Origin of the sequence: Polynucleobacter sp. AP-Kaivos-20-H2 (genome assembly GCF_018882215.1) — a bacterium.
Lineage (GTDB): Bacteria > Pseudomonadota > Gammaproteobacteria > Burkholderiales > Burkholderiaceae > Polynucleobacter.
The window spans coordinates 57739-80078 of record NZ_JACVOX010000001.1; the positions used below are offsets into that span (position 1 = coordinate 57739).

The 22340-nt window shown below is 45.3% G+C and carries 22 protein-coding genes; 20 read left to right on the plus strand and 2 right to left on the minus strand.

The window, feature by feature from the left end; translation table 11 throughout:
- Positions 1-34: 34 nt before the first annotated feature.
- The 11 genes from ICE89_RS00305 (at position 35) to ICE89_RS00355 (ending at position 12717) form a co-directional block, all read left to right on the plus strand.
- The gene (locus ICE89_RS00305; RefSeq protein ID WP_216264247.1) at positions 35-694 is read left to right on the plus strand and encodes a tetratricopeptide repeat protein; all 660 of its coding nucleotides are present in this window, start codon (positions 35-37) and stop codon (positions 692-694) included.
- Entirely contained in the window at positions 694-1851 is a 1158-nt protein-coding gene (bamB, locus tag ICE89_RS00310; RefSeq protein ID WP_216264248.1) for an outer membrane protein assembly factor BamB, read from the plus strand. The genes ICE89_RS00305 and bamB overlap by 1 nt, the downstream gene beginning before the upstream one ends.
- Positions 1848-3212 carry a ribosome biogenesis GTPase Der gene (gene der / locus ICE89_RS00315; protein ID WP_216264249.1) on the plus strand — a complete coding sequence of 455 codons (1365 nt, stop codon included), beginning with the start codon at positions 1848-1850 and terminating at the stop codon, positions 3210-3212. The genes bamB and der overlap by 4 nt, the downstream gene beginning before the upstream one ends.
- A gap of 181 nt (positions 3213-3393) precedes the next feature.
- Positions 3394-3645 (plus strand): RNA chaperone Hfq, encoded by a 252-nt coding sequence (gene hfq, locus ICE89_RS00320; protein ID WP_072582173.1) that lies wholly within the window; start codon positions 3394-3396, stop codon positions 3643-3645.
- Entirely contained in the window at positions 3605-4879 is a 1275-nt protein-coding gene (hflX, locus tag ICE89_RS00325) for a GTPase HflX (protein ID WP_370625303.1), read from the plus strand. Before hfq ends, hflX begins: the two co-directional genes overlap by 41 nt.
- Entirely contained in the window at positions 4869-6386 is a 1518-nt protein-coding gene (gene hflK, locus ICE89_RS00330; protein WP_255558604.1) for an FtsH protease activity modulator HflK, read from the plus strand. Before hflX ends, hflK begins: the two co-directional genes overlap by 11 nt.
- Positions 6386-7255 (plus strand): protease modulator HflC, encoded by an 870-nt coding sequence (hflC, locus tag ICE89_RS00335; protein WP_215359844.1) that lies wholly within the window; start codon positions 6386-6388, stop codon positions 7253-7255. The genes hflK and hflC overlap by 1 nt, the downstream gene beginning before the upstream one ends.
- Positions 7256-7275: 20 nt before the next feature.
- A complete protein-coding gene (locus tag ICE89_RS00340; RefSeq protein ID WP_216264250.1) occupies positions 7276-8439 on the plus strand; it encodes an ATP phosphoribosyltransferase regulatory subunit in 1164 nt (387 codons plus the stop codon).
- Between the two features lie 96 nt (positions 8440-8535).
- The gene (locus tag ICE89_RS00345) at positions 8536-9876 is read left to right on the plus strand and encodes an adenylosuccinate synthase (RefSeq protein ID WP_216264251.1); all 1341 of its coding nucleotides are present in this window, start codon (positions 8536-8538) and stop codon (positions 9874-9876) included.
- Between the two features lie 65 nt (positions 9877-9941).
- Entirely contained in the window at positions 9942-12158 is a 2217-nt protein-coding gene (locus ICE89_RS00350) for a malate synthase G (protein WP_216264252.1), read from the plus strand.
- Positions 12159-12228: 70 nt separating this feature from the next.
- A complete protein-coding gene (locus tag ICE89_RS00355; protein ID WP_216234495.1) occupies positions 12229-12717 on the plus strand; it encodes a hypothetical protein in 489 nt (162 codons plus the stop codon).
- Here the strand turns inward: ICE89_RS00355 and ICE89_RS00360 are convergent.
- Entirely contained in the window at positions 12707-13222 is a 516-nt protein-coding gene (locus ICE89_RS00360) for a hypothetical protein (RefSeq protein WP_216264253.1), read from the minus strand. The two genes, ICE89_RS00355 and ICE89_RS00360, sit on opposite strands and share 11 nt — an antisense overlap.
- A 118-nt stretch (positions 13223-13340) precedes the next feature.
- Here ICE89_RS00360 and ICE89_RS00365 point away from each other — a divergent pair, with 118 nt between their 5' ends.
- The 4 genes from ICE89_RS00365 to ICE89_RS00380 are packed head-to-tail and all read left to right on the plus strand — an operon-like array spanning position 13341 to position 16599.
- Positions 13341-14546, plus strand: a complete 1206-nt coding sequence (locus ICE89_RS00365; RefSeq protein WP_216234493.1) for an MFS transporter — start codon at positions 13341-13343, stop codon at positions 14544-14546.
- Between the two features lie 33 nt (positions 14547-14579).
- Positions 14580-15266: a dienelactone hydrolase family protein gene (locus ICE89_RS00370; protein WP_216234492.1), complete on the plus strand. Its 687-nt coding sequence runs from the start codon at positions 14580-14582 to the stop codon at positions 15264-15266.
- Between the two features lie 5 nt (positions 15267-15271).
- Positions 15272-16081 (plus strand): DUF4239 domain-containing protein, encoded by an 810-nt coding sequence (locus ICE89_RS00375; protein WP_216264254.1) that lies wholly within the window; start codon positions 15272-15274, stop codon positions 16079-16081.
- 17 nt (positions 16082-16098) lie between these two features.
- The gene (locus ICE89_RS00380) at positions 16099-16599 is read left to right on the plus strand and encodes a hypothetical protein (protein WP_216264107.1); all 501 of its coding nucleotides are present in this window, start codon (positions 16099-16101) and stop codon (positions 16597-16599) included.
- Here ICE89_RS00380 and ICE89_RS00385 read toward each other — a convergent pair.
- Complete coding sequence (locus tag ICE89_RS00385; protein WP_216264255.1) at positions 16585-17895, minus strand: APC family permease; 1311 nt, start codon at positions 17893-17895, stop codon at positions 16585-16587. The genes ICE89_RS00380 and ICE89_RS00385 overlap by 15 nt on opposite strands.
- A gap of 133 nt (positions 17896-18028) precedes the next feature.
- Between ICE89_RS00385 and ICE89_RS00390 the strand changes: the two genes are divergently transcribed.
- The 5 genes from ICE89_RS00390 to ICE89_RS00410 all read left to right on the plus strand — a co-directional run bounded on the left by ICE89_RS00390 (position 18029) and on the right by ICE89_RS00410 (position 22275).
- Positions 18029-19834 (plus strand): amidohydrolase, encoded by a 1806-nt coding sequence (locus tag ICE89_RS00390; protein ID WP_216264256.1) that lies wholly within the window; start codon positions 18029-18031, stop codon positions 19832-19834.
- A 114-nt stretch (positions 19835-19948) separates the two neighbouring features.
- On the plus strand, positions 19949-20134 hold the full coding sequence (locus ICE89_RS00395) for a hypothetical protein (protein ID WP_216264257.1): 186 nt from the start codon (positions 19949-19951) through the stop codon (positions 20132-20134).
- Between the two features lie 48 nt (positions 20135-20182).
- Complete coding sequence (locus ICE89_RS00400) at positions 20183-20893, plus strand: class II aldolase/adducin family protein (protein WP_370625304.1); 711 nt, start codon at positions 20183-20185, stop codon at positions 20891-20893.
- A gap of 35 nt (positions 20894-20928) precedes the next feature.
- Positions 20929-21111 carry a 4-oxalocrotonate tautomerase gene (locus tag ICE89_RS00405; protein WP_216234487.1) on the plus strand — a complete coding sequence of 61 codons (183 nt, stop codon included), beginning with the start codon at positions 20929-20931 and terminating at the stop codon, positions 21109-21111.
- Positions 21112-21261: 150 nt separating this feature from the next.
- Complete coding sequence (locus ICE89_RS00410; RefSeq protein ID WP_216264258.1) at positions 21262-22275, plus strand: 2-dehydropantoate 2-reductase; 1014 nt, start codon at positions 21262-21264, stop codon at positions 22273-22275.
- The last annotated feature ends 65 nt before the right edge of the window (positions 22276-22340 follow it).

Here is a 22340-nt window from a genome sequence, read left to right on the forward strand (position 1 = left end):
ACACTAATTACCTATTAAATGAGTTTGGATTGACATGCCTTTAGATTTAGAAGAACAAGAACAATTAGACCAATTCAAAGCGTTTTGGCAAAAGTACCGCAACCTGATTACTGGGGTCGTTACAGTTGCGTTGTTTGCTTATGCTGCATACAGTGGCTATCAATGGTGGCGCAATAGTCAGGCACTCGAAGCGTCTAAGCTTTATGAAACGATGGTAGGTGCCATTGCTAAAGGCGATAAAGACCAGACTCTACGCGCAACAGATGATTTACAAAAAGATTTTGGTCGTACACCTTACGCAGCAATGTCTAGTTTGATCGCTGCACGAATTGCATCAGATGCAGGCGATAGCGCAAAAGCTCTGGAGTATTTGCGTTGGGCGGCAAAAAATTCATCCAATGATGGTTATCTTGGATTAGCGAAATTACGCCTAGTAACTCTATTGATTGAGCAGGGCAGTGAAAAAGATTTTGCAGAGGCTGATCAAATCTTGAATGAGAAACCGATTGCTGGTTTTGAATCCTTATGGCTTGAGCGTCGTGGCGATTGGTATTTGGCGCAAAAGAAAAATGAGCAAGCTAAAGTAAGCTATCAAGATGCCTGGAAAAAATTAGACCAAGCAAAAGAATTTCCTGAAGAAGCGCGTCGCCTTCTCAAGGTTAAATTAGATGCTGTTGGAGGAGTTGCTCAGTGATGACTAAAGAAATAAGGCGTTTATCGATGCGCATAGGTGCCTCCTTGGTATTGGGTGCCGTGGTAATTGCTTTGGCTGCATGCTCTGGTAGCTCCAGAGTAAGAAAACCCGCTGATTTAGTGACTGTTACCAATCAATTTGATTTGCAGTCTGTCTGGTCAACTAGCATTGGTTCATCTGAATCCTTTAATTTTCATCCTGTTGTTGCCGGCGATGCGGTGTACGCCGCTTCTCATGGCGGGAACTTAGCGAAGATTGATTTAGCAACCGGTAATAAGCTCTGGTCTGTATCTGTTCCTGAGCGTTTGTCTATTGGCCCCGGCTCTGATGGTCGCACTACTGTAGCCGTAAGCACTAAAGGCATGGTCTACGCCTATGACGATACTGGCAAGCCGATGTGGAATGTCAGCGTTGGTAGCGAAGTATTAAGTGAGCCAGTAGTAGCTGGTGGTGTTGTCGTAGTGCGTGCACTAGACAATCGCTTCATTGGGCTGGATGCGCTAACGGGCGCTAAAAAATGGACTTATCAGCGTCAACAGGCTGCATTGTCATTGCGTGTTGGCTACGGCATGCTGGCTATTGGCAATGAAGTCATTGTTACTGGTTTCACTGGTGGGCGCTTTGGCATGATTGCTATTGCTAATGGCGGCTTAGTTTGGGAGACACCCGTTTCTTTTCCTAAGGGTTTCTCAGAGATTGAGCGCTTGAATGATGTCACCGCTAAACCAAGTATGGAAGGCGATATCCTCTGTGCAGTCTCTTATCAAGGACGCATTGGTTGCGGGCAGGCTCGCACAGGTAACCTTTTGTGGTTTAAAGACTATTCAAGTTATACCGGTACCTCACAAAGCACCGACATGGTTTTCTCGGCAAACGATAAGTCTTATGTCACCGCCTTTGCAACGAAAGACGGTACTCAAGTTTGGGAAAACACACAGCTGACATTCCGTGATGTTGGTGAATCGCTTGCAGTGGGCAGAGTGCTGCTCATGGGTGATGCTCAAGGTTATATCCATGCATTTTCACAGGCGAATGGCGAGATGGTTGCGCGTATTCGTCACGATAGTAGTCCAATCTCGGCTGCCCCCATTGCGGTAGGCGGTCTCATCTTGGTTCAATCTCAAGGTGGAAAAATAGCGGCGTACAGTCCAAAATGAATCCAGTCATCACTATCGTCGGTCGTCCCAATGTGGGAAAGTCGACTCTCTTTAATCGCTTAACGCGTTCACGTGATGCATTGGTGGCGGACTTTTCTGGCTTAACCAGAGATCGACACTACGGCAAAGGTCGTATTGGTGAGCGTGCTTTTATTTGCGTAGACACCGGTGGTTTTGAGCCAGTAGCTAAGACCGGCATTGTTGCTGAGATGGCAAAGCAGACTAAGCAAGCTGTTGCTGAATCTGACATTGTGATTTTCTTGGTTGACGGTCGTCTCGGTATGGCGCCACAAGATCGCGTCATCGCCGATTTCTTACGTAAGACTGGCCGACCAATCATCCTCGCGGTTAATAAAACAGAAGGCATGCAGGCTGGCGTTGTCACAGCCGACTTCCATGAGCTTGGTTTAGGTGAACCGTTCCCAATTTCTTCAGCGCATGGCGATGGTGTGCGTGGCTTGATCGACGACGCATTAGATTCCCTTGGTATTGCAGAGCCAGATGAAGATGAATTGGCTAACGATCCAAATCGTCCAATGAAGATCGCTGTAGTAGGGCGCCCTAACGTTGGTAAGTCAACGTTGATTAACAAATTAATCGGTGAAGAGCGCGTCATTGCATTTGATATGCCAGGTACCACTCGTGATGCGATCGAAGTTCCGTTTGAGCGCAATGGCAAGCCTTACATCTTGGTTGACACTGCAGGTTTGCGTCGCCGTGGCAAAGTTTTTGAAGCGATTGAAAAGTTCTCTGTTGTTAAAACATTGCAAGCGATTGCTGACTGTAATGTGGTGATCTTGATGTTAGATGCTCAGCAAGATATTTCTGAGCAAGATGCGCACATCGCTGGATTTATTGTGGAAGCTGGTCGCGCTTTAGTGGTTGCAGTGAACAAGTGGGATGGCTTGGATGCGTATGTAAAAGAGCGCGCTCGATTAGAGATTGCACAAAAGCTACGCTTCCTCGATTTTGCAAATGTGCACCCAATCTCCGCTAAAAAGGGTACAGGCCTTAAGGAGCTCTTTAAGGATGTGGATTCTGCCTATGCAGCCGCAATGGCAAAACTACCAACCCCACGCTTGACCCGTATTTTGCAAGAGGCAATTGAACATCAACAGCCTAAACGCGTTGGTATGGGCCGTCCTAAATTGCGTTATGCCCACCAAGGGGGCATGAATCCTCCAATTGTGGTCATTCATGGCACATCCTTGAGTGGGGTGACAGATAGCTACAAGCGATACTTGGAAGGCCGCTTTAGGGATGTCTTTAAATTACGCGGTACGCCTCTGCGCATTCAGATGAATACCGCTAAAAACCCCTACGTAGAAGCGGATAAGGGTAAAAAAGGCAAAAAGCGTTAATTTGAGCTTAGTTTTATCCATCATTCGAAATGGGCTTGATTTTTTCGAAAATCAGCCCAATATAGAGGGCTGAGTAAGTAGTTTGCAATAAATGGTTTTAGTGAAGGTTTGCAGTGAATTGGTATTTAAAAAAGCAAGACTCCCAAAAAAGTAATTAAGCAAAAAATAATTAAGGAGCAGTATGAGTAATAGCAACCCCAACAAAATTCAATTACTTCAGGATCCGTTTCTCAATGCTTTGCGCAAAGAGCATGTTCCTGTTTCGATCTATCTTGTAAACGGTATTAAGTTGCAGGGCAATATTGAATCTTTTGATCAATATGTTGTCCTCTTGCGTAATACCGTGACACAGATGGTTTACAAACATGCAATCTCCACGATCGTTCCCGCTCGTGCGATTGATTTCCGTTTGGAAGAAGCTAGCCCTGTATAAAACTGGAGTAGATGCGGCACGCGCCGTTCTGGTTGGTGTAGATACAGGACGCGAGGATTTTGCGGATAGCATGGCTGAGCTCAGTCTTTTGGCTGACAGCGCCGGCTCTATACCTGCAGCCAGCGTTATTGCACGCAAGGGCAAAACTGACCCCGCGTTGTTTATTGGTTCGGGCAAGGCTAACGAACTCAAGAGGGTGATGGAGGAGCAGGGCGCAGAGCTTGCCATTTTTAATCATCCGCTATCACCAACTCAGCAGCGCAATTTAGAGCGCCACATTGGCTTTCATGTAATGGACCGTACGGGCTTGATTTTGGATATCTTTAGTCAAAGAGCACAAAGTCATATTGGTAAGACTCAAGTTGAGCTTGCACAAGTCCGCTATCGCATGTCACGCTTAGTGAGAGCTTGGAGTCACTTGGAGCGTCAACGCGGCGGTATTGGTGTGCGTGGTGGTCCTGGCGAAACGCAGATGGAATTAGACCGACGGATGCTGGCGACCAAAGCGAAGCGCTTAGAAAATGAGCTTGAAAAACTGCAGCGCCAACAAAGAACTCAAAGAAGAGCCCGTCACCGCAAAGATGTTTTTTCGGTCTCTTTGGTTGGTTATACCAATGCCGGTAAATCCACTCTGTTTAACGCCCTAACCAAAGCGGGGACTTACGCCGCTGACCAGTTGTTTGCCACTCTAGATACCAACTCCAGAAAGGTCCATTTGGAAGGCGTTGGTTCCATTGTGGTCTCTGACACGGTTGGATTTATCCGGGATTTGCCTCACCAGTTAGTAGAGGCTTTTAGAGCCACCTTGGATGAAACCATTGATGCCGACCTGATTTTGCATGTTATTGATGCCTGTAGCCCTGTGGCTAGGGAGCAAAAAGCGGAAGTTGAGGCAGTTTTGGAGGAAATCGGGGCAGATGATATCCCTCGTATCGAGGTTATGAATAAGATTGACCAGATGCCCCAAACCTTCACCCGTGGGGCTGTTTTAGAACGGGATGGGGAGGGTACTCCGAGCCAGGTTTTCCTGTCGGCCAAGACGGGCTTGGGCCTTGATTTACTCCGTTCAGCCTTGGCCGAATGCTCCCAAATGACTGATAGAATAAGGGTCGAGCACAACCGTGCCAAGAAGCAATTGGCCCCGGATGAGTTTTTAGAGCCCTTACCCGAACGACCAGAAACTTCTGAATTTAATCCGATTGCCAAACGAAGCTATTTTTCAAATGATGCGTAAATTTCTCGAACTGTTTTCGGTCAATGATCCAGGTTGGGGCAATAGCCACAATTCCGGTGGATCCAAAGATGCCAAAGATGGGCAGGGAAATGAACAAGCTCCCAAAGCGGATCCAGAAACCAATAAACCAGTAGAAACTCAGCCAACGAATCCGCCAACGAATCAGCCAGTTAAGCCAGACGGCCCGCCAGACTTAGACGAGCTATGGCGCGATTTCAACGACAGAATCGCCGGCATCTTTGGCGGCAAGAAAACCCCAGGCGCAACAGGCGGTCCTGCAAGTAAGCCAACGAATAAACCAAACAGCACTGATATTCCTCCGCCTTCACAACGTGGAAATGGCGGTAAGGGTGGTGGCGGGATCAATACACCTAACTTTAATTTCACCAATCCATTTGGATCGAAAGCAAGCATTCTGGTTGCAGGTGCAATTGTCTTCTTTGTGTGGATTTGCAGTGGCTTCTTCATTATTCAAGAAGGGCAGGCTGGCGTTATTCTGACTTTTGGTAAATACGATTACACCGCTAAGCCTGGTATCAATTGGCACATGCCTTGGCCGATTCAATCTGAGGAGACTGTCAATCTCTCAGGCGTTCGCTCGGTAGAGGTCGGTCGCCCTGTATTGATCAAGGCTACCAATCAAAAAGATTCCTCCATGCTCACAGAAGATGAGAACATCATCGATGTGCGTTTTGCTGTGCAATATCGTCTCAAGGATCCTACGGATTATTTATTTAATAATCGTGATCCTGATACTGCAGTTGTGCAAGCGGCAGAAACTGCAGTGCGTGAGATTGTTGCCCGCAGCAAAATGGATACCGTGTTGTATGAGGGGCGCGAAAAGATTGGTATTGATTTAGCCAACTCAATTCAGAAGATTTTGGATAGCTACAAAACAGGCATATATGTGACCAGTGTGACTGTGCAAAACGTTCAACCGCCCGAACAAGTTCAAGCTGCGTTTGACGATGCAGTCAAAGCAGGTCAAGACCAAGAGCGCTTGAAGAGTGAAGGTCAGGCTTATGCCAATGACATTATTCCGCGCGCCAAAGGTACTGCAGCCCGTCTCATTCAGGAGGCGGAAGGCTATAAGGCTCGTGTAGTTGCTACTGCGGAGGGTGATGCCGCGCGCTTTAAACAAATTTTGGTGGAGTACGCAAAGGCACCACAAGTAACGCGTGATCGTATGTATATCGACAGCATGCGTGAGATGTATAACAACGTGACCAAAATCTTGGTTGATACCACCAAGAGCAATAGCCTTTTATATCTCCCACTCGATAAGATCGTTGCACAGGTGAGTGCTGAAAGTGCTCAAGCGGCAAATACACAGACAAATCAGTCTGGTACCAACACTCCTACTGGTAGCGTGACAGTTGGTGGTGTCACTGGATTAAATACTCCAGCCCCAACTTCCAGTGCCGGTCCTGCAACCCCAGCGTCAGCTGTGAATAACTCTTCCGATAAACGTGATGGTCTCCGTAGTCGTGATCGGGAGTCTAGATAATGAACGCCAATCGTTTAATCGCTGCAGGTATTGGCTTTATTGCGCTGATTTATGTTCTGTCTTCTAGTATTTTTGTCGTCGATCAACGTAAGTTCGCTGTAGTGTTCTCATTTGGACAGATTGTTCGCGTGATTGAGAAGCCGGGCATACAAATGAAGTTTCCAGCGCCATTTGAAAACGTGCGTTTCTTTGATCGCCGTATTTTGACAATCGATAATCCAGAAGCAGAGCGCTTCATTACTGCTGAGAAGAAAAATTTATTAGTAGATTCTTATGTGAAGTGGCGCATTGTTGATCCACGTAAGTTTTTTATTAGCTTCAAAGGCGATGAGCGCTTAGCTCAGGACCGCTTAACCCAATTAGTTCGTTCCGCCCTGAATGAAGAGTTTACGAAACGCACTGTGCGTGAGTTAATTTCTGATCAGCGTGAAGAGGTGATGCAGGGTATTCGTAAAAAAGTCGCTGATGATGCTGCTGATATAGGTGTAGAGATTGTGGATGTGCGCTTAAAGCGTGTTGACCTCTTGGCCGAAATTAGTGATTCTGTTTATCGCCGTATGGAAGCAGAGCGAAAGCGTGTAGCGAATGAGCTCCGCTCCACGGGTGCTGCAGAGTCCGACAAGATCCGTGCAAATGCAGAGCGTCAACGCGATACGATCTTGGCAGAAGCCTATCGCGATGCCCAAAAGATTAAAGGTGCTGGCGATGCTAAAGCAACAGCACTCTATGCAGAAGCATTTGGGCGCGATCCCCAGTTTGCTCAGTTCTATCAAAGCCTAGAAGCCTATAGAAGTTCTTTCAAAGACAAGAAGGACATTATGGTGGTTGAGCCGAATGGCGAGTTCTTCAAGTTCCTGCACAAAAAATAAGAAAGCGAATAGTCCACATCATGAATCGCTGGTTACTTCCTGAAGATATTGCAGACGTTTTGCCTGCGCAGGCTCGTAAAGTTGAGTCATTGCGTCGTGCCATTTTGGATTTGTATCAATCCTATGGCTATGAGTTAGTTGTGCCTCCGATTCTGGAGTTTTTAGACTCTCTGTTGACCGGAACTGGTTCTGATCTTAATCTGCAGACCTTCAAATTAGTGGATCAACTCTCTGGCCGTACTTTAGGTCTGCGTGCTGATATAACGCCGCAAGTAGCCCGCATTGATGCACACCTCCTCAATCGTGATGGCGTTACTCGTCTTTGCTATGCTGGATCTGTTGCGCACGCTCGCACACCAGTTGGGAGCTCAGCGCGCGAAGAGTTGCAGTTGGGCGCCGAGATTTATGGTTGTGCGACTTGGGAAGCCGATCTAGAAGCCATTACCTTATTGCTCAAAACGCTTTCAGTTGCGGGTTTAAAGAAAGTCTATCTCGATTTATCACACGCGGGCATTTTGACAGGCATCTTAGATGGTCAGAACTTAGACAAAGAAACCATTGAGACTTTATATGGATTGTTGCAAAGTAAAGATCGTCCTCGCTTAAGTCAGTGGGCGGCGTGTTTACCTGCAAATGTTGCTAAAGCACTAATGGCCTTGACCGAGTTAAATGGCCCTTGCGCTGAAGTATTGGCAAAGGCTAAGAAGGACTTGCCTAAGCACGTAGCGATTGACCAAGCTGTGGCAGACCTGGAGCGTTTGGTTTTGGCTGCAGCGAAATTATCTGTCAACTTAGAGCTCAGTATTGATTTGGCTGATCTTCGTGGTTACCAATATCACAGTGGTGTGATGTTTGCGGCTTATGTCGATCAATTGCCTCAGCCCATTGCCAGAGGTGGTCGTTACGATCACGTAGGTCAGGCTTTTGGCCGTCCTCGTCCTGCAACTGGGTTCTCATTAGATCTTTTGACTCTAGCAAACTTGTCACCCATGAATGTGCGCAAGACGGCAATTATTGCACCTTGGATAGGGGATGCTGCCTTGAGTCAAGCCATTGCAACATTGCGCGAGTCTGGTGAGGTGGTTATTCAGGCTCCAGCTGGTATGAAATTAGAAGCTGCCGAATATGAATGTGACCGAGAGCTGGTGAAGCAAGGTAACTCTTGGGAAGTAAAGAAGAAGTAGTAAAAAATTGAATTAATGCAGCGAATTAATAAAGTATCGAACAAATAAAGCAGTTAACAATTAACTTATTTTGTAATTATCTTTTTGGATTTCATTATGTCTTCAACGCAGCAAGCAAAAGGTCGTAACGTAGTTGTCATTGGCACTCAGTGGGGTGATGAAGGCAAAGGCAAGGTGGTGGATTGGTTGACTGACCATGCACAAGCTGTAGTGCGCTTTCAAGGTGGACACAATGCGGGCCATACCTTAATCATCGGCGACAAGAAGACCATTTTGCGTTTGATTCCTTCCGGAATCATGCATAAAAACGTGATTTGTTACATCGGCAATGGCGTGGTGCTTTCACCAGAGGCGCTCTTTAAAGAGATCGGCGAGCTGGAAGCCGCTGGTTTAGATGTTCAGTCCCGTCTCAAAATTTCTGAAGCAACCACTTTAATTCTGCCGTATCACGTAGCTATTGATCATGCTCGCGAGAAGAAACGCGGTGAGGCAAAGATTGGCACAACTGGTCGTGGCATAGGACCTGCGTATGAAGATAAGGTAGCTCGCCGTGCTTTGCGTGTACAAGATATGTTCTACCCAGAAAAATTTGCAGAGCAGTTGCTTGAGAACTTGGAATATCACAATTTCATGCTCACCAATTACTATGGCGCTGAGCCAGTGAGTTATGAAAAGACTTTGGCTGAAGCAATGTCTTACGCAGAGCGTCTCAAGCCCATGGTGGTCGATGTGTCTAGTGCTTTGTATGCTGCCGAGCAATCTGGTCAAAACTTGTTATTCGAAGGTGCGCAGGGCACATTACTCGATATCGATCACGGCACCTATCCCTATGTAACCTCCAGTAACTGTGTAGCAGGTAATGCTGCTGCTGGTTCAGGGGTTGGACCAGACTCCTTGCAATACATTTTAGGTATTACGAAGGCTTACTGCACTCGCGTTGGCGCCGGCCCATTCCCAAGTGAGCTATATGACCATGACAATCCTGCAAGACAAGATCCGATTGGTGTGCGTTTGGCTGAAGTGGGTAAAGAGTTTGGTTCCGTTACTGGCCGCCCACGCCGTACCGGTTGGCTGGATGCTGCTGCTTTGAAGCGCTCGATTCAGATCAACGGCCTATCTGGTCTTTGTATTACTAAGCTAGATGTCCTTGATGGCCTTGAAACTATTCGCTTATGCGTTGGGTATAACCTTGATGGCAAGAAGTTAGATGTGTTGCCACGTGGTGCAGAATCAGTTGCTCGTTGCGAGCCAATTTATGAGGATTTCTCGGGCTGGAAGGGTACAACCTTCGGCATTCGCGAGTGGGATAAGTTGCCCGCTGAAGCCCAAAAGTTTCTCCGTCGTATTGAGGAAGTGGCTGGTAAGCCGATTGCAATGGTATCTACAGGCCCAGAGCGTGATGAAACCATTCTCCTCCAGCATCCCTTCCAGGATTAATGGAAAATATTTAATCATTTATTAACCAAACCGATTTATTAACTTTTGCTTAAGAAGACATCAACATGACTGCGCGCACTACCTGCAATAGCCTCCAAGTGGCAACCCCCTTATATCGTTTTATCGAAGACAAAGTGCTTCCGGGCACTGGTATTAAGAGTGCCGATTTTTGGAAAGGCTTTGATGAAATCGTTAAAGACTTAACTCCAAAAAATGAGGCTTTGCTTGCAAAGCGTGATCGTCTGCAATTGGATTTGGACAAATGGCATAAAGCCAATCCAGGTCCAATCAAAGATATGCCTGCATATCGTCAGTATTTACAGGAAATTGGCTACATCGATGATGTACCCGCCAACATTTTGGCAACTACTCAGAATGTGGATGATGAGCTCGCACTTCAAGCTGGCCCTCAGCTTGTTGTTCCGGTGCTCAATGCGCGCTATGCTTTAAATGCTGCTAACGCCCGCTGGGGATCTTTGTATGATGCTCTATATGGGACGGACGTTATTTCAGAAGAAGATGGCGCTGGTAAAGATGGGGCATACAACCCTATTCGTGGAGCAAAAGTAGTTGCCTATGCTCGACAGTTTTTAGATCAAGCAGCCCCTTTGGCCAAGGCCTTATACGGTGATGTTGTTGCGTATATCGTTGTCGACAATAAACTTTCAGTGAAGTTAAAAGATGGCGGCACCACTGGTTTAATTGACGAGAAACAGTTTGTTGGTTACCAAGGCGAAGCTTCTGCGCCATCCTCTATTTTGTTGCGCAATCACGGTATTCATATTGATATCCAAATTGATAAGACTAAGACCATTGGCGCTTCTGATCCAGCGGGCGTGAATGATGTAGTTCTTGAGGCAGCGCTCTCAACGATTTTAGATTTAGAGGATTCGGTAGCAGTCGTTGATGGTGATGACAAAGTAGTGGCCTATGAAAACTGGTTAGGCATTCTCAAGGGTACTTTGGTTGAAGAAGTGAATAAGGGCGGCAAAACATTTACTCGTAAGCTCAATCCCGATCGTCAATATAAAGCTGGCATTGGTGCGACCAACGCAAAAGATGGCATTGTGACGCTGCATGGTCGTTCACTCTTGTTTCTGCGTAACGTTGGCCACTTGATGACTAATCCGGCCATCATTACTGGTGAAGGGAAGGAAATCTTTGAGGGTATCTTAGATGCAGTAGTAACCGTATTGATTGCTTTATACGACATTAATCGCCCAGCGACTCAGACTATTGGCAATACACGTAAAGGCTCTGTGTATATAGTTAAGCCCAAAATGCACAGCGCAGAAGAAGTGGCGTTTGCTAGTGAGCTCTTCGGTCGTGTTGAGAAACTGCTTGGTTTGCCTGAGAACACTGTTAAGTTGGGCATCATGGATGAAGAGCGTCGCATGAGCGTCAACATCAAAGCGGCCATTGCTGCAGCTGGTGCTCGCGTTGCGTTTATTAATACTGGATTCTTGGATCGTACCGGTGATGAAATGCATACCGGCATGCATGGTGGCGCAATGGTTCGCAAAGGCAGGATGAAGATTGCTAAATGGTTTGGAGCGTATGAGCGCCGTAACGTATTGGCAGGTTTAGATTGTGGTCTGCGTGGCCGTGCACAGATTGGTAAGGGCATGTGGCCTGCACCAGATCTCATGAAGGAAATGGTAGAGCAAAAAGGCGCACACCCTTTAGCTGGGGCGAATACCGCTTGGGTGCCATCGCCTACCGCTGCTACTTTGCATGCAATCCATTATCACCAGGTTGATGTTGCTAAGATCCAAGCGGATATGGAAATACTAGATACTCCCGCCGAATATGATGCCTTAACCGATGATCTCTTGACTGTTCCAATTGCACTATATCCTGATTGGACTAAAGAGGAGATTCGCGAATCTCTTAATAATAATTGCCAAGGTATTTTGGGTTATGTGGTGCGCTGGATTGACCAGGGCGTTGGTTGCTCTAAGGTGCCTGATATCTATAACGTAGGTTTGATGGAAGATCGCGCAACATTGCGTATTTCTAGTCAGCATATTGCGAACTGGTTGTTGCACAAATACGTAACTAAAGCAGAAGTAGAAGAGGCTCTACAAAGAATGGCCACAATTGTTGATGCACAAAACTCTGGCGATCCTCTCTACAAGCCGATGATGCCTAACTACCAAGATTCTTATGCTTTTAAAGCAGCTAGCGATTTGATTTTCAAAGGTCTTGAGCAGCCTAACGGCTACACAGAGCCTTTGTTGCACGCATGGCGCTTAGAGGTAAAGAAGGCACACGCTAAGTAATTTAGCCGACGCTTTAAGTAAGAATGGATTTGCCCATAAAGCAAATCCATTTTTTATTGGGCACAGTCAAATGTTTGGATTCCTAAACCCCTTCTCTAAATCGTCCCAGTTTCCATTTCAATTAAATGATGGCGGCAGGGAGGCGGCTGGCTTTAAAGGCGGCGCAGGAGATTGCGTTGTGAGATCAATTGCAATTGCTGCAAGCCTACCTTATATGCAGGTCTACGAAGATTTAAGACTGGCAAATGAGAGTTACGCCCAACTCAAAAATGATCGTCTTGCTAAAAGGCTCAATGCAAAAGGCGCATCACCCAGAAATGGTAATCACCGGAATGTATTTCATGATTACATTTTGGGTTTGGGTTTTGAATGGGTGCCCACCATGAAAGTAGGGGCGGGCTGTCGGGTTCATTTACGCCCCGAGGAACTTCCCAAGGCGGTACTGATTGCTAAAGTTTCCAAGCATCTCACTGCAATTATTGATGGCGTGATTCACGATACACACGACCCATCCAGAGGTGGAAATCGCTGTGTCTATGGTTACTATATTAAGAGCTAGTGGGATCGCCCTGATGGTGTTTTAGATTCCAGGCAGCCTTATATGAGTTAGTCATTCCAATCATGCCCGAAGTGGTCCAGGCAATGTAGAACAATCCCGAGAAGGAAATAAAGAAGGCTAGACTTTTCCAGCCCATTGGTAGGATGTCTGGAACAAATCCTACTGTGGTGTAGCAACTTCCCGCAAACATGAGAGCCTGTATGCCATCGTCAATTAATCCTATCTGCGTAATGTAAACCGCCCAGATAACAATCTCTATCAGATGAATAATGGCAATGAAGAGAAATGATAGGTAGAAATGAAAAAATACCCAGTCATATTGTTTTTTCTTGAGGTTTTGATTGGTAAATTTCTCAAAACGCATGATGACAAAATTAATGCCACTGCCATGAAAAAATAGAATAATGATCAGGCCCGCTATTCCAAATAAAGTATCCCTAACTAGAGGGAGAAGAGGAATCCCCACCAGGGTTGATTGAGTTATAGCGTCAGGGGTGATTAGCATAAATTTATTGAGATATTAATCAAGTTCAGATCAGCAAATATTCTTACCAGGGTTGATAATGGTATATCAAATAACCCAAGTAAAGTATCCCTTGAATAACGCCCTCCACACAGCTGAAATGAAGAAGCAAGAACGCTTCTTTTTATTTTCATTGGCGGGTATTCAGTTCACCCACATCCTGGATTTCATGATCATGATGCCATTGGGCCCTGATTTCATTCGGGAGCTCAATATCAATACGCATCAATTTGGTCTGCTGCTGTCTTCTTACACTTTTGCCGCTGCGATCGCAGGTGTATTTGCCACCTATTACATTGATCGATTTGAGCGGAGGCAGTTGCTTCTGCGTTTGTATGTTTGCTTCATTATTGCAACGATAGCTTGTGGGTTTGCTCCAAACTATCACATGCTATTTATCGCCCGTGCATGCGCAGGTGCCTTTGGAGGCATTCTAGGATCTTTGGTACAGACGATTGTGGCTGATAGCATTCCTTTTGAGCGCAGAGGCAAGGCACTGGGTACCGTCATGGCTGCTTTCTCAGTTTCAACCGTTGCAGGCGTGCCTTTGAGTTTGTTCTTGGCCAACCACATTAGCTTTTTAGGCTGGCGCGCTCCGTTTATGTTTATTGGACTCATCTCCATATTGATTCTATTGATTGGATATCGCTATATCCCTAAAATTTCTGGACATTTGCATCACGTCCAGGAGGGTAGTCGCTTCAAGCAAATCTACGAAGTCTTTGTTGCCCATCGTCATTTACGCGCCTTTCTGTTTGTGGGGCTAATTATGCTGACTGGATTTACTGTCATTCCTTATATTGCCCTCTATCTCACCGCTAACGTTGGGATCGAAAATTCCTACATTTCCCTGATCTATCTTTGTGGTGGTTTGGCGACTTTGATGAGCTCTAGATTTATTGGACACATCGCGGATAAATATGGCAAGGTCAAAGTATTTCGCATACTAGCGATCATTAGTTTGATACCGATCCTAGTAACAACCAATTTAATACCGGTTCCTTTATGGGTGGTACTTGTTAATCAGACCGCCTTCTTTGTCTTGATTTCTGGCCGAATGATTCCGGCCATGGCTATTGTGAGCCAAATGGTAGAGCCCAAAATTCGGGGAACCTTTATGAGCTTAATTGGCTCAGTTCAGATGTTAGCTTCCGGCATAGCATCAGTAGTAGCAGGCCTGGTGGTCACAATTACAACTAATGGCAGGATGGAGCATTACAACCTAGTTGGTTATGGGGCTGCCGTTTGTGGCTTGCTCACTTTTTGGGTTGTGGGATATATTCATTCGGATACGAAAAAAGCGTAAGAACTAAAGAACTAAAGAACATAAGGAGACCTCATGATTGAATTTAAAAGACCCGATGGACAGAAGGTAAAGGGTTACTTGGCTGAGCCAGTGGATAAATCAACTGCTCCTGGCGTGGTCGTTATTCAGGAGTGGTGGGGTCTTGATGATGAGGTGAAGGCGGTTGCTGATCGTCTTGCTAAAGCAGGGTATCGCGCATTAGTTCCGGATTTATATCGTGGCAAGTTGGCGATTGAAGCTAATGAAGCTGAGCATTTAATGGGTGACCTGAACTTTGGTGATGCGGCTGGTCAAGATATTCGAGGCGCAGTTCAGTACTTAAAAGCTACTGGTAGCGCAAAGGTAGCAGTAACCGGATTTTGTATGGGTGGTGCGCTGACCATTTTGGCTGCTTGCAATGTGCCGGAGCTCGATGCCTCTATAGTTTGGTACGGCAATCCTCCTTTGGAATATGTTAATGCGGATGCCATTAGCAAGCCGATGTTAGGCCACTGGGCTATGCATGATGAGTTCTTCCCAATTGCTGGTGTTGACCAGTTAGAGCAAAAGCTAAAACAAGCAGGCGTGGATTATGAATTTCACCGCTACGATACAAAGCATGCCTTTGCAAACCCTAAATCGGATGCACGCGGTTTGGCTCCGCTAAAGTACAACGCTGAAGCAGCGAAGCTGGCCTGGGAGCGTACGCTCAATTTTCTACAAAAAAATATTAATAGCTAGGTCTTATGAATACTCCTTCCAAAGAAAGCCTATTCTTTAATTGGATATACAGAAGAAGTAATATCCAAATTCTGATATTGCTGATTATCTTTTTTGTTACTTTGCTCGATGTGATGCCGCGTGCTTTGCAACACATCCCGATCTTTGCGCCTACACAAGATAGCACTCGATTAGGTTTGGGTCTTTTTGGATCCATCATCACACTTAGTGGTCTCTTGATTGGTTTTTTGCTCAATCAAGCCCAAAGCAATTTTCGTGAAGTGCAAACTCTAGTATCACAAGAGGCTGGACGTATTAATAACTTAGATCGTTTACTCACGCGATTTGGTGATCCATCTATAGCGCCTATTCGTGTTGAGCTATTTGAATATATGAACTCCATTGTGAATGACGAGTGGGCTCTATTGAAAAAGGGTGAAGGTAGCACTAAGACGCACATGTTGTGGCGCGGAATTTCTAGAAAACTCATGTCAATCGAACCCCAAACCAATCGTCAAACGGCAATGTATACCGATATCATCAAAAAATCTGAAGAGGTTGCTGAGAGCAGGGAGGCTCGTATCGAACGTGCCAATATCCGTTTACCGGGCTTATTTTGGATAGTCATTTTGATCTGTATGTTTGCCTTGATGGGCATTAATACTCTCTTTTTGCCTTCAGATTCATTCTTCTTGGGACTGAAGATTTTGCCTATTACCATGGGTGCGCTGATATCTTTGTTGGTGATAACCGATCAGCCGTTTAAGGGTCAGAATTCAGTACAGCCCGACTCTTTCTATAAAATTATCGAATCTATTAAAACTCGTAAAGAGTAATATTTTCCTGAATCACTATGCACTTATTTTCTGAAAATCTCGCCGTAGAAATTTCTTCTTATTACCGTAATTTAGCATTGGGGCATGGAGTTGTTCCAAAGGTGTTTACTTTGGTAAATAGCGAGGGAGATCAATACCTATTCTTTATTGATGATCTTCCCATGAAGAGTGACGATGAGCAGAATCAATTTCTTGCATACATCGTGCAAGCACATGAAGCCGTTTGCTACGCCCGCGGGACCTTGGTCATTGTTGAAAAAAATCAACAGTTTATTGAGTTTGCAGTCATTGATCGGGATGATGCGGAGGCGATTGTCTGCTCAGCCCAGCTCACTAGGGATATAGACGATAAGCCGATATCCTTGGGTGAGTTTGATAAGACCTTGGTGAAGAAGGGTTCCATCATCTTTGGTGGCCTTTTTGAGCCGATTCAGCTATCAGAAGACAAGACCGAAGATTTTGAAAGTCTATGGGTGGAGATGAAATCTAAAATTTTGCACCGCTCAATGGGGCTTTAATTTCTTCCTCAGAAATTGACGAGAAGTTGCTTCAATTACGAAAGATCCGATTAGGGCGATCACTAGAGCAATTGCACTATTGGGCGCAGTCTCGATCACATTGATAAATAGGGTAGTAAACAAACTCAGGTTAATGACGATTGCGGCACAGAGTGGCCATAGTTTTGCGCCAGTTTGTTTGCGTACTCGAATGTGTCCGTAAGTAATGGCGGCATACACCAACAAAAAGGCAAGACTCGCCATTTTGCCCACAACATCTAGCGGAAATGCCAAGACCAAAGCAATCACTAAAAATGCGGATACGGTTAGAGCTCTGAACTCTGTTTTTAAGACCGAGTCCCCTAATGCCTTAGAAACAGAATTTTTGTGTGCCATATCAGCTGCAATATTGGATGCGGCAAAAATAGTGGCGTTAAGTGCAGCAGCGCAGGCCAAAAGGGCAGAGGCACCAATCACAACAAACCCTACTTTCCCGGATACGATTTGAGCTGCATCGGCCAATACGTGACCGTTGTAGATTGCCATTTGAGCGGGCGAAAGTAGCACTATTACTGCGGTACTAACTAGTACATAAGCAGTCGTTACTAAAATCAGTGCCGAGAACATGGCAAGAGGCAGCTCTTTTTGCGGTTCTCGCATGGCATTGGAAGAGTTAGTCACAACCCCAAAGCCTTGGTAGTTGATGTACAAGATACCGGTAGCAATCGCAATGCCATTGAGAGACCAGCCAGAAAAGTGAAACGCACCAATATTGGCCACATGAATGCCTTCAACAGAAAATAGAAGTAGGGCAAGTGTGACAAAGCCAATCGCTAGCATTTCTGCCTTACCAACAATGTTGGTGCCCAATAAGTTAATGCCGGTACAAAGAATGACAATAACGGCGCCAACTATTTTTACTTCTAGTGAAGTTAGATTTCCGCCCAGTAAAGTGTTTGCGTATTCAGAGAACCCAGCAGCGTAAAGAGCGGCTGCAATCAGATAGGCAATGTATTGGAATATATTCAGGCCGCCAGAAATGACCCCAGGTCCAAAGCTCATTACCGTGAATGTGGCAGCGCCCCCACTACTAGGAAAAGTAGCACCTAATTTGGCATAAGAGTAGACCGAAAAAGAGGCGGCTAGAGCGCCCAATAAAAAGGCTAGGGGAATATGAGAACCAGCATGCGCGCTGGCAGTTCCCAAAAGAGAAAAGAGTCCGGCACCCATCATTCCCCCAATACCTAGGGCGGTGGCAGAAAAAAGGCTAATTCCTTTGGTTTTCTTGCTTGGGTTTTTAAGTAGGGTGGGAGTCAATTAGCTGGTCAAGGGATGTTTAGGGCTATTGCTAAGTGTCCTATATTAAAGCTAATTAGGGTTATGGAGGGTGATTTAAATAGCTAATAAATGGCATAATTTTTCGGAACAATAACTACCTGCTGGGACTCTTGTGAAAAAAATCAACCGTACTTTAATTTCTAAATCTATTTCCACACTGGTGATGTGCTCAGCACCACTTTTCGCTTCAGCGGAAGTTGTGGTCTTAAAGGCTGCAAACATTATCACTATGGATGAAAAAAATCCACGCGCCGAAGCAATTGCTTTTGATACGAATACCAAGAAGATCACCGCAGTTGGGTCACTGAAAGACGTTAGTGCATCCGCTCCTAATGCAGCAGTAAAAGATTTAGGCACAACAGTATTGATGCCGGGCTTTATTGACCCACACAACCATCCCTTCCTCTCGGGTATTACAACTCAGGCGCCTGCATTTTGGATCGCGCCGTATGTGGGCTATAAATCTTGGGCAGATGTTCAGGCCAAAATTTTGAAGGAAGACAAAGCAGCCCCTGCTGGAGTGCCATTGATATTTAATGGTGTTGATAAATTGCTACAACAAGCTCCAACACCGACAAAAGATGTACTTGATAAGTTAACTCCAAGTGGCCGCCCAGTGCTTGTGATCGACAATTCTGGGCATGCGGTGTATTTCAACACTGCATCAATTAAAATGTTGGGTTGGAAAGGTGGCAAACCGCCAGCAAATCCTGTAGGCGGAAGTTTTGGTCGTAACAAAGACGGCACCTCTAACGGAACTGCCAATGAGACTGCTGCCATCATGGCCGTAGCAGGTCCTATCCTCCCTAAGGCTATTCCGCATCTATTGCTCTCAGGAGCAGAGTGGTATGCCTACATGGCCTCTCTCGGAATTACGGCTACTTCAGAGCATACATATAGCACAGGCATGTATAAGGGTTACTTGGCGCTTGCTTCTGTACCTAATAGCCCGCTGAGGATGAGTGTCTATCACATGGCTGTTGATGCTGACGCTGGCGTTAAAGCTACTTGGCCCGATTCAAGTATGGTTCGCAAAAACGGTATCAAACTCTGGGCAGATGGAACCCCTTGGCTAGGAAGTGTTGCTCAAAGCTTTGGATATTTGGATAACGAGCGGACTCGTAATGCCGAAATTATTCTCGGGCCGCTTGGTGAGAAAGGTATGAACTATACCCGCTTGGAGCTTGATGAGTTACTTGATAAATATTCCCCGATGGGTTATCAGATGGCGTTTCACTGTAATGGTGACGTAGGCTTTGACGTAGTCCTTGATGCCTATGAGTATGCACTGAATAAATATAACCTGATTGGTACTGATCACCGTTGGCGTGTTGAGCATTTGGGTGCCGCACGTGAAGACCAATTTAAGCGCGCAGAAAGTCTTGGCGTAACAGTTTCACTAGCACCTTTCCAATATATTTATTGGGGTGATTTATTGGATGGCACCATGTTTAAGCCTGAGTATGGCGCACAATGGCAGCGTGCTGGAGATTCGTTCAAGTATAATATTCATACTACATTTCATAACGATGGCTCTGTTTCACCGCCAGATACATTGAGAAATATCCAGCACATGGTGACTCGTACAACTGACGTTGGTACAGTTCACGGCGCCAATCAAGCAGTCACCTTAGATCAGGCACTCAAAGCTTCTACTATTAATGGTGCATATCAGTTAAAGCGTGACACTGAAATTGGATCAATTGAGGTTGGTAAGTATGCGGATTTGGTAGAACTTTCAGCCGATATCACTGCTGTTAATCCGAATGAGATTACGGATAAAGTGAAAGTTCAAGGCACTTGGCTTGGTGGTAAAAAAATCGATACCGCTCAATTCCTGAAAGAAATTAAAGCGATTGATCCAAGCGAGCATCAGGCTCTTGGTGAAGCAAGTCTTAAAGGGGTTCATTCTCATTAATAGATTGGCACTCTCAATGAAAACCGCCTTCGGGCGGTTTTTCTTTTATATCTTGTAATGGAATTAAAGGCGTTGAGCTCTATTAGCCTATTCAAAATCGAATAGAATATTTATATGGTGAAAAATACTCCCAAAAGCACCGATTCTATTGAGCCTGATAAGCCTGCTTCTTCTGAGGAAGGCCCTCATAATGCCGCGTCAGTGAAGGCGGATGAGATCAATGGCGCAAGAAAATCGACACTTTCTAAGCGTGAGATCATGGAGCAGTTATCTCGTGATAGATTTCCTTGGGAAGAGTAAATCTCAGGAAACTTGTAGATACACTATTAATTGCTTATTGGATAAATTGTGACAATTTCTCAGGCTGAAAAGCAGGTGCGCATTGATTTAGCATCTGCCTATCAACTCGCTGCATACAAAGGATGGGATGATGGTGTCTATACCCATATCTCAGCTTGTGTGCCAGGTGAAGCAGGTGCATATTTAATAAATCAATTTGGCTTACGCTTTGATGAGGTCACTCCTGAAAATCTTGTCAAAGTAAATCTTCAAGGCGAGATCCTCTCGGGGGAAGGGCCTGTAAACAAATCGGGTTTTGCGATTCATGGAGCGGTACATATGGCAAGGCCTGATGCATTTTGTGTCATGCATTTACACATAGACTCCGTTATTGCAGTGTCTGCGCAAAAGCAGGGCTTACTCCCAATCTCACAACACGCTTTGCGCTTTTATGGCGATATTACAAGCCATCCTTATCAGGGCTTAGCGTTTTCTGCTAAGGAGCAGGGGCAACTGATTGCTACCTTTGGAGATAAAAAGGCTGTGTTACTACAAAATCATGGCGGTATTGTCTGCGGATCGAGCATTCAGCAGGCATTTTATCTAACGGACGTATTAGATAAGGCTTGCAAGATACAGTTACTAGCCGATTCGATGGAGAATGTCATCATCCCAGCATCTGAAATCTGTCAGTTAACGTATAAGCAGTTATGTTGCGATGGCGATACTGAAGGTCAGTTTGAATGGCCAGCCTATCTAGGTTTATTGAATATAAAGTAAAGCACAAAGCTAAATACAAACCAAGGAGATTACTGATGCCATTAATTCAAATTCAGCTATTTGAAGGTCGTAGTGAAGATGTGAAGCGTGAATACGCTCAAGCAATTACTGAGGCAGCGGTCAAAATTATGGGTTGCTCTGCAGAATCTGTTGACGTTATTTATCAGGATGTTAAGAAATCCGATTGGGCTACGGCAGGTAAGTTGTGGAGCGATTAGACCCCTGAAGTAGTCAAAGATTCCCTAAAAACAATCCTAACAGGGTTATTCCTTGCCGGAATATGAGATATTAAATCTATTCACTTCTCAGATTTATTCTCTTTGTGGATGATCCTGATATCAACATTTTTTGTTCTTATGGGGGTCTATATGAAAATCTGTGTAATAGGTGGTGGCGGAGCAATAGGTGGTTATCTTGCTACAAAGTTGGCTAGAGCTGGTAATCAGGTCACTATTGTCGCTAGAGGAGAAACTCTCGAGGCTATACAAAAAAATGGACTAACCCTTTACATGGAGAGGGAGATACAACCCCTCGTTGCTAGGGTTAAAGCGGTTTCAAAAATTACTGATGTTGAAACGCCAGATGTGGTGATGCTGGCAGTGAAAGCCCATCAAGTAGAGCCCGTTATCGATGACCTGGCTAAAATCATGGGTCCGAATACCGTTCTAATCCCATTACAAAATGGAATTCCATGGTGGTATTTCCAAAAGCTATCTGGTAGATACCAGGATCATCCCGTTGAAACAGTAGATGCGGGTGGCGCGATTATGAAAAAAATTAATCCAAACAACATTCTTGGATGCGTTGTCTATCCAGCTACTTACACTGAGTCACCTGGGGTTATTCGTCATGTAGAGGGCAATCGCTTTCCGCTTGGTGAGATTGATGGCACGGTGTCTGAACGTGTGAAAGTCATCTCGCAAATGATGACTGACGCTGGATTTAAATCACCAATATTGGAAGATATACGGGGTGAGATTTGGTTGAAGTTATGGGGCAATATGACATTCAATCCAATTAGCGCTCTTACTCATGAACATTTAGAAGGAATCTGTCAATATCCATTAACCAATGATTTAGCACGCAATATGATGGCCGAAGCACAAAGATTGGCTGAAAAATTAGGTATAGTCTTCAGGGTAGACATTGATCGTCGTATAGCCGGAGCTGAAAAAGTGGGTAAGCATAAAACGTCTATGCTGCAGGACTTAGAGGCTGGCAATAGTTTGGAAATTGACGCTCTTTTGGGTTCGGTGATTGAACTAGGGCGGATTACTGAAACTCCCACACCTTGCCTCAGTACTGTATTTGCTTTGACTAAATTACTGAATACCAAAGTTCAATCATCTCAAGGGCGTTTGAGTTTACCTATGGCTGCTTGAGCTTTAAATATCGAAGTCATGAAGTACCTATGTAATGATTTACCCCATCCTTTGCGGTGGGGTTT

Bases quoted from the DNA above. Each gene is read 5' to 3' on its own strand.
- ICE89_RS00355 (WP_216234495.1), top strand. From the start codon at position 12,229: ATGTTTGGATTCCTAAACCCCTTCTCTAAATCGTCCCAGTTTCCATTT.
- hflC (WP_215359844.1), top strand. From the start codon at position 6,386: ATGAACGCCAATCGTTTAATCGCTGCAGGTATTGGCTTTATTGCGCTG.
- bamB (WP_216264248.1), top strand. From the start codon at position 694: ATGACTAAAGAAATAAGGCGTTTATCGATGCGCATAGGTGCCTCCTTG.
- ICE89_RS00410 (WP_216264258.1), top strand. From the start codon at position 21,262: ATGAAAATCTGTGTAATAGGTGGTGGCGGAGCAATAGGTGGTTATCTT.
- ICE89_RS00345 (WP_216264251.1), top strand. From the start codon at position 8,536: ATGTCTTCAACGCAGCAAGCAAAAGGTCGTAACGTAGTTGTCATTGGC.
- hflK (WP_255558604.1), top strand. From the start codon at position 4,869: ATGATGCGTAAATTTCTCGAACTGTTTTCGGTCAATGATCCAGGTTGG.
- ICE89_RS00370 (WP_216234492.1), top strand. From the start codon at position 14,580: ATGATTGAATTTAAAAGACCCGATGGACAGAAGGTAAAGGGTTACTTG.
- ICE89_RS00380 (WP_216264107.1), top strand. From the start codon at position 16,099: ATGCACTTATTTTCTGAAAATCTCGCCGTAGAAATTTCTTCTTATTAC.
- ICE89_RS00350 (WP_216264252.1), top strand. From the start codon at position 9,942: ATGACTGCGCGCACTACCTGCAATAGCCTCCAAGTGGCAACCCCCTTA.
- ICE89_RS00340 (WP_216264250.1), top strand. From the start codon at position 7,276: ATGAATCGCTGGTTACTTCCTGAAGATATTGCAGACGTTTTGCCTGCG.
- ICE89_RS00365 (WP_216234493.1), top strand. From the start codon at position 13,341: ATGAAGAAGCAAGAACGCTTCTTTTTATTTTCATTGGCGGGTATTCAG.
- ICE89_RS00375 (WP_216264254.1), top strand. From the start codon at position 15,272: ATGAATACTCCTTCCAAAGAAAGCCTATTCTTTAATTGGATATACAGA.
- der (WP_216264249.1), top strand. From the start codon at position 1,848: ATGAATCCAGTCATCACTATCGTCGGTCGTCCCAATGTGGGAAAGTCG.
- ICE89_RS00405 (WP_216234487.1), top strand. From the start codon at position 20,929: ATGCCATTAATTCAAATTCAGCTATTTGAAGGTCGTAGTGAAGATGTG.
- hfq (WP_072582173.1), top strand. From the start codon at position 3,394: ATGAGTAATAGCAACCCCAACAAAATTCAATTACTTCAGGATCCGTTT.
- ICE89_RS00305 (WP_216264247.1), top strand. From the start codon at position 35: ATGCCTTTAGATTTAGAAGAACAAGAACAATTAGACCAATTCAAAGCG.
- ICE89_RS00395 (WP_216264257.1), top strand. From the start codon at position 19,949: ATGGTGAAAAATACTCCCAAAAGCACCGATTCTATTGAGCCTGATAAG.
- ICE89_RS00360 (WP_216264253.1), bottom strand. From the start codon at position 13,222: ATGCTAATCACCCCTGACGCTATAACTCAATCAACCCTGGTGGGGATT.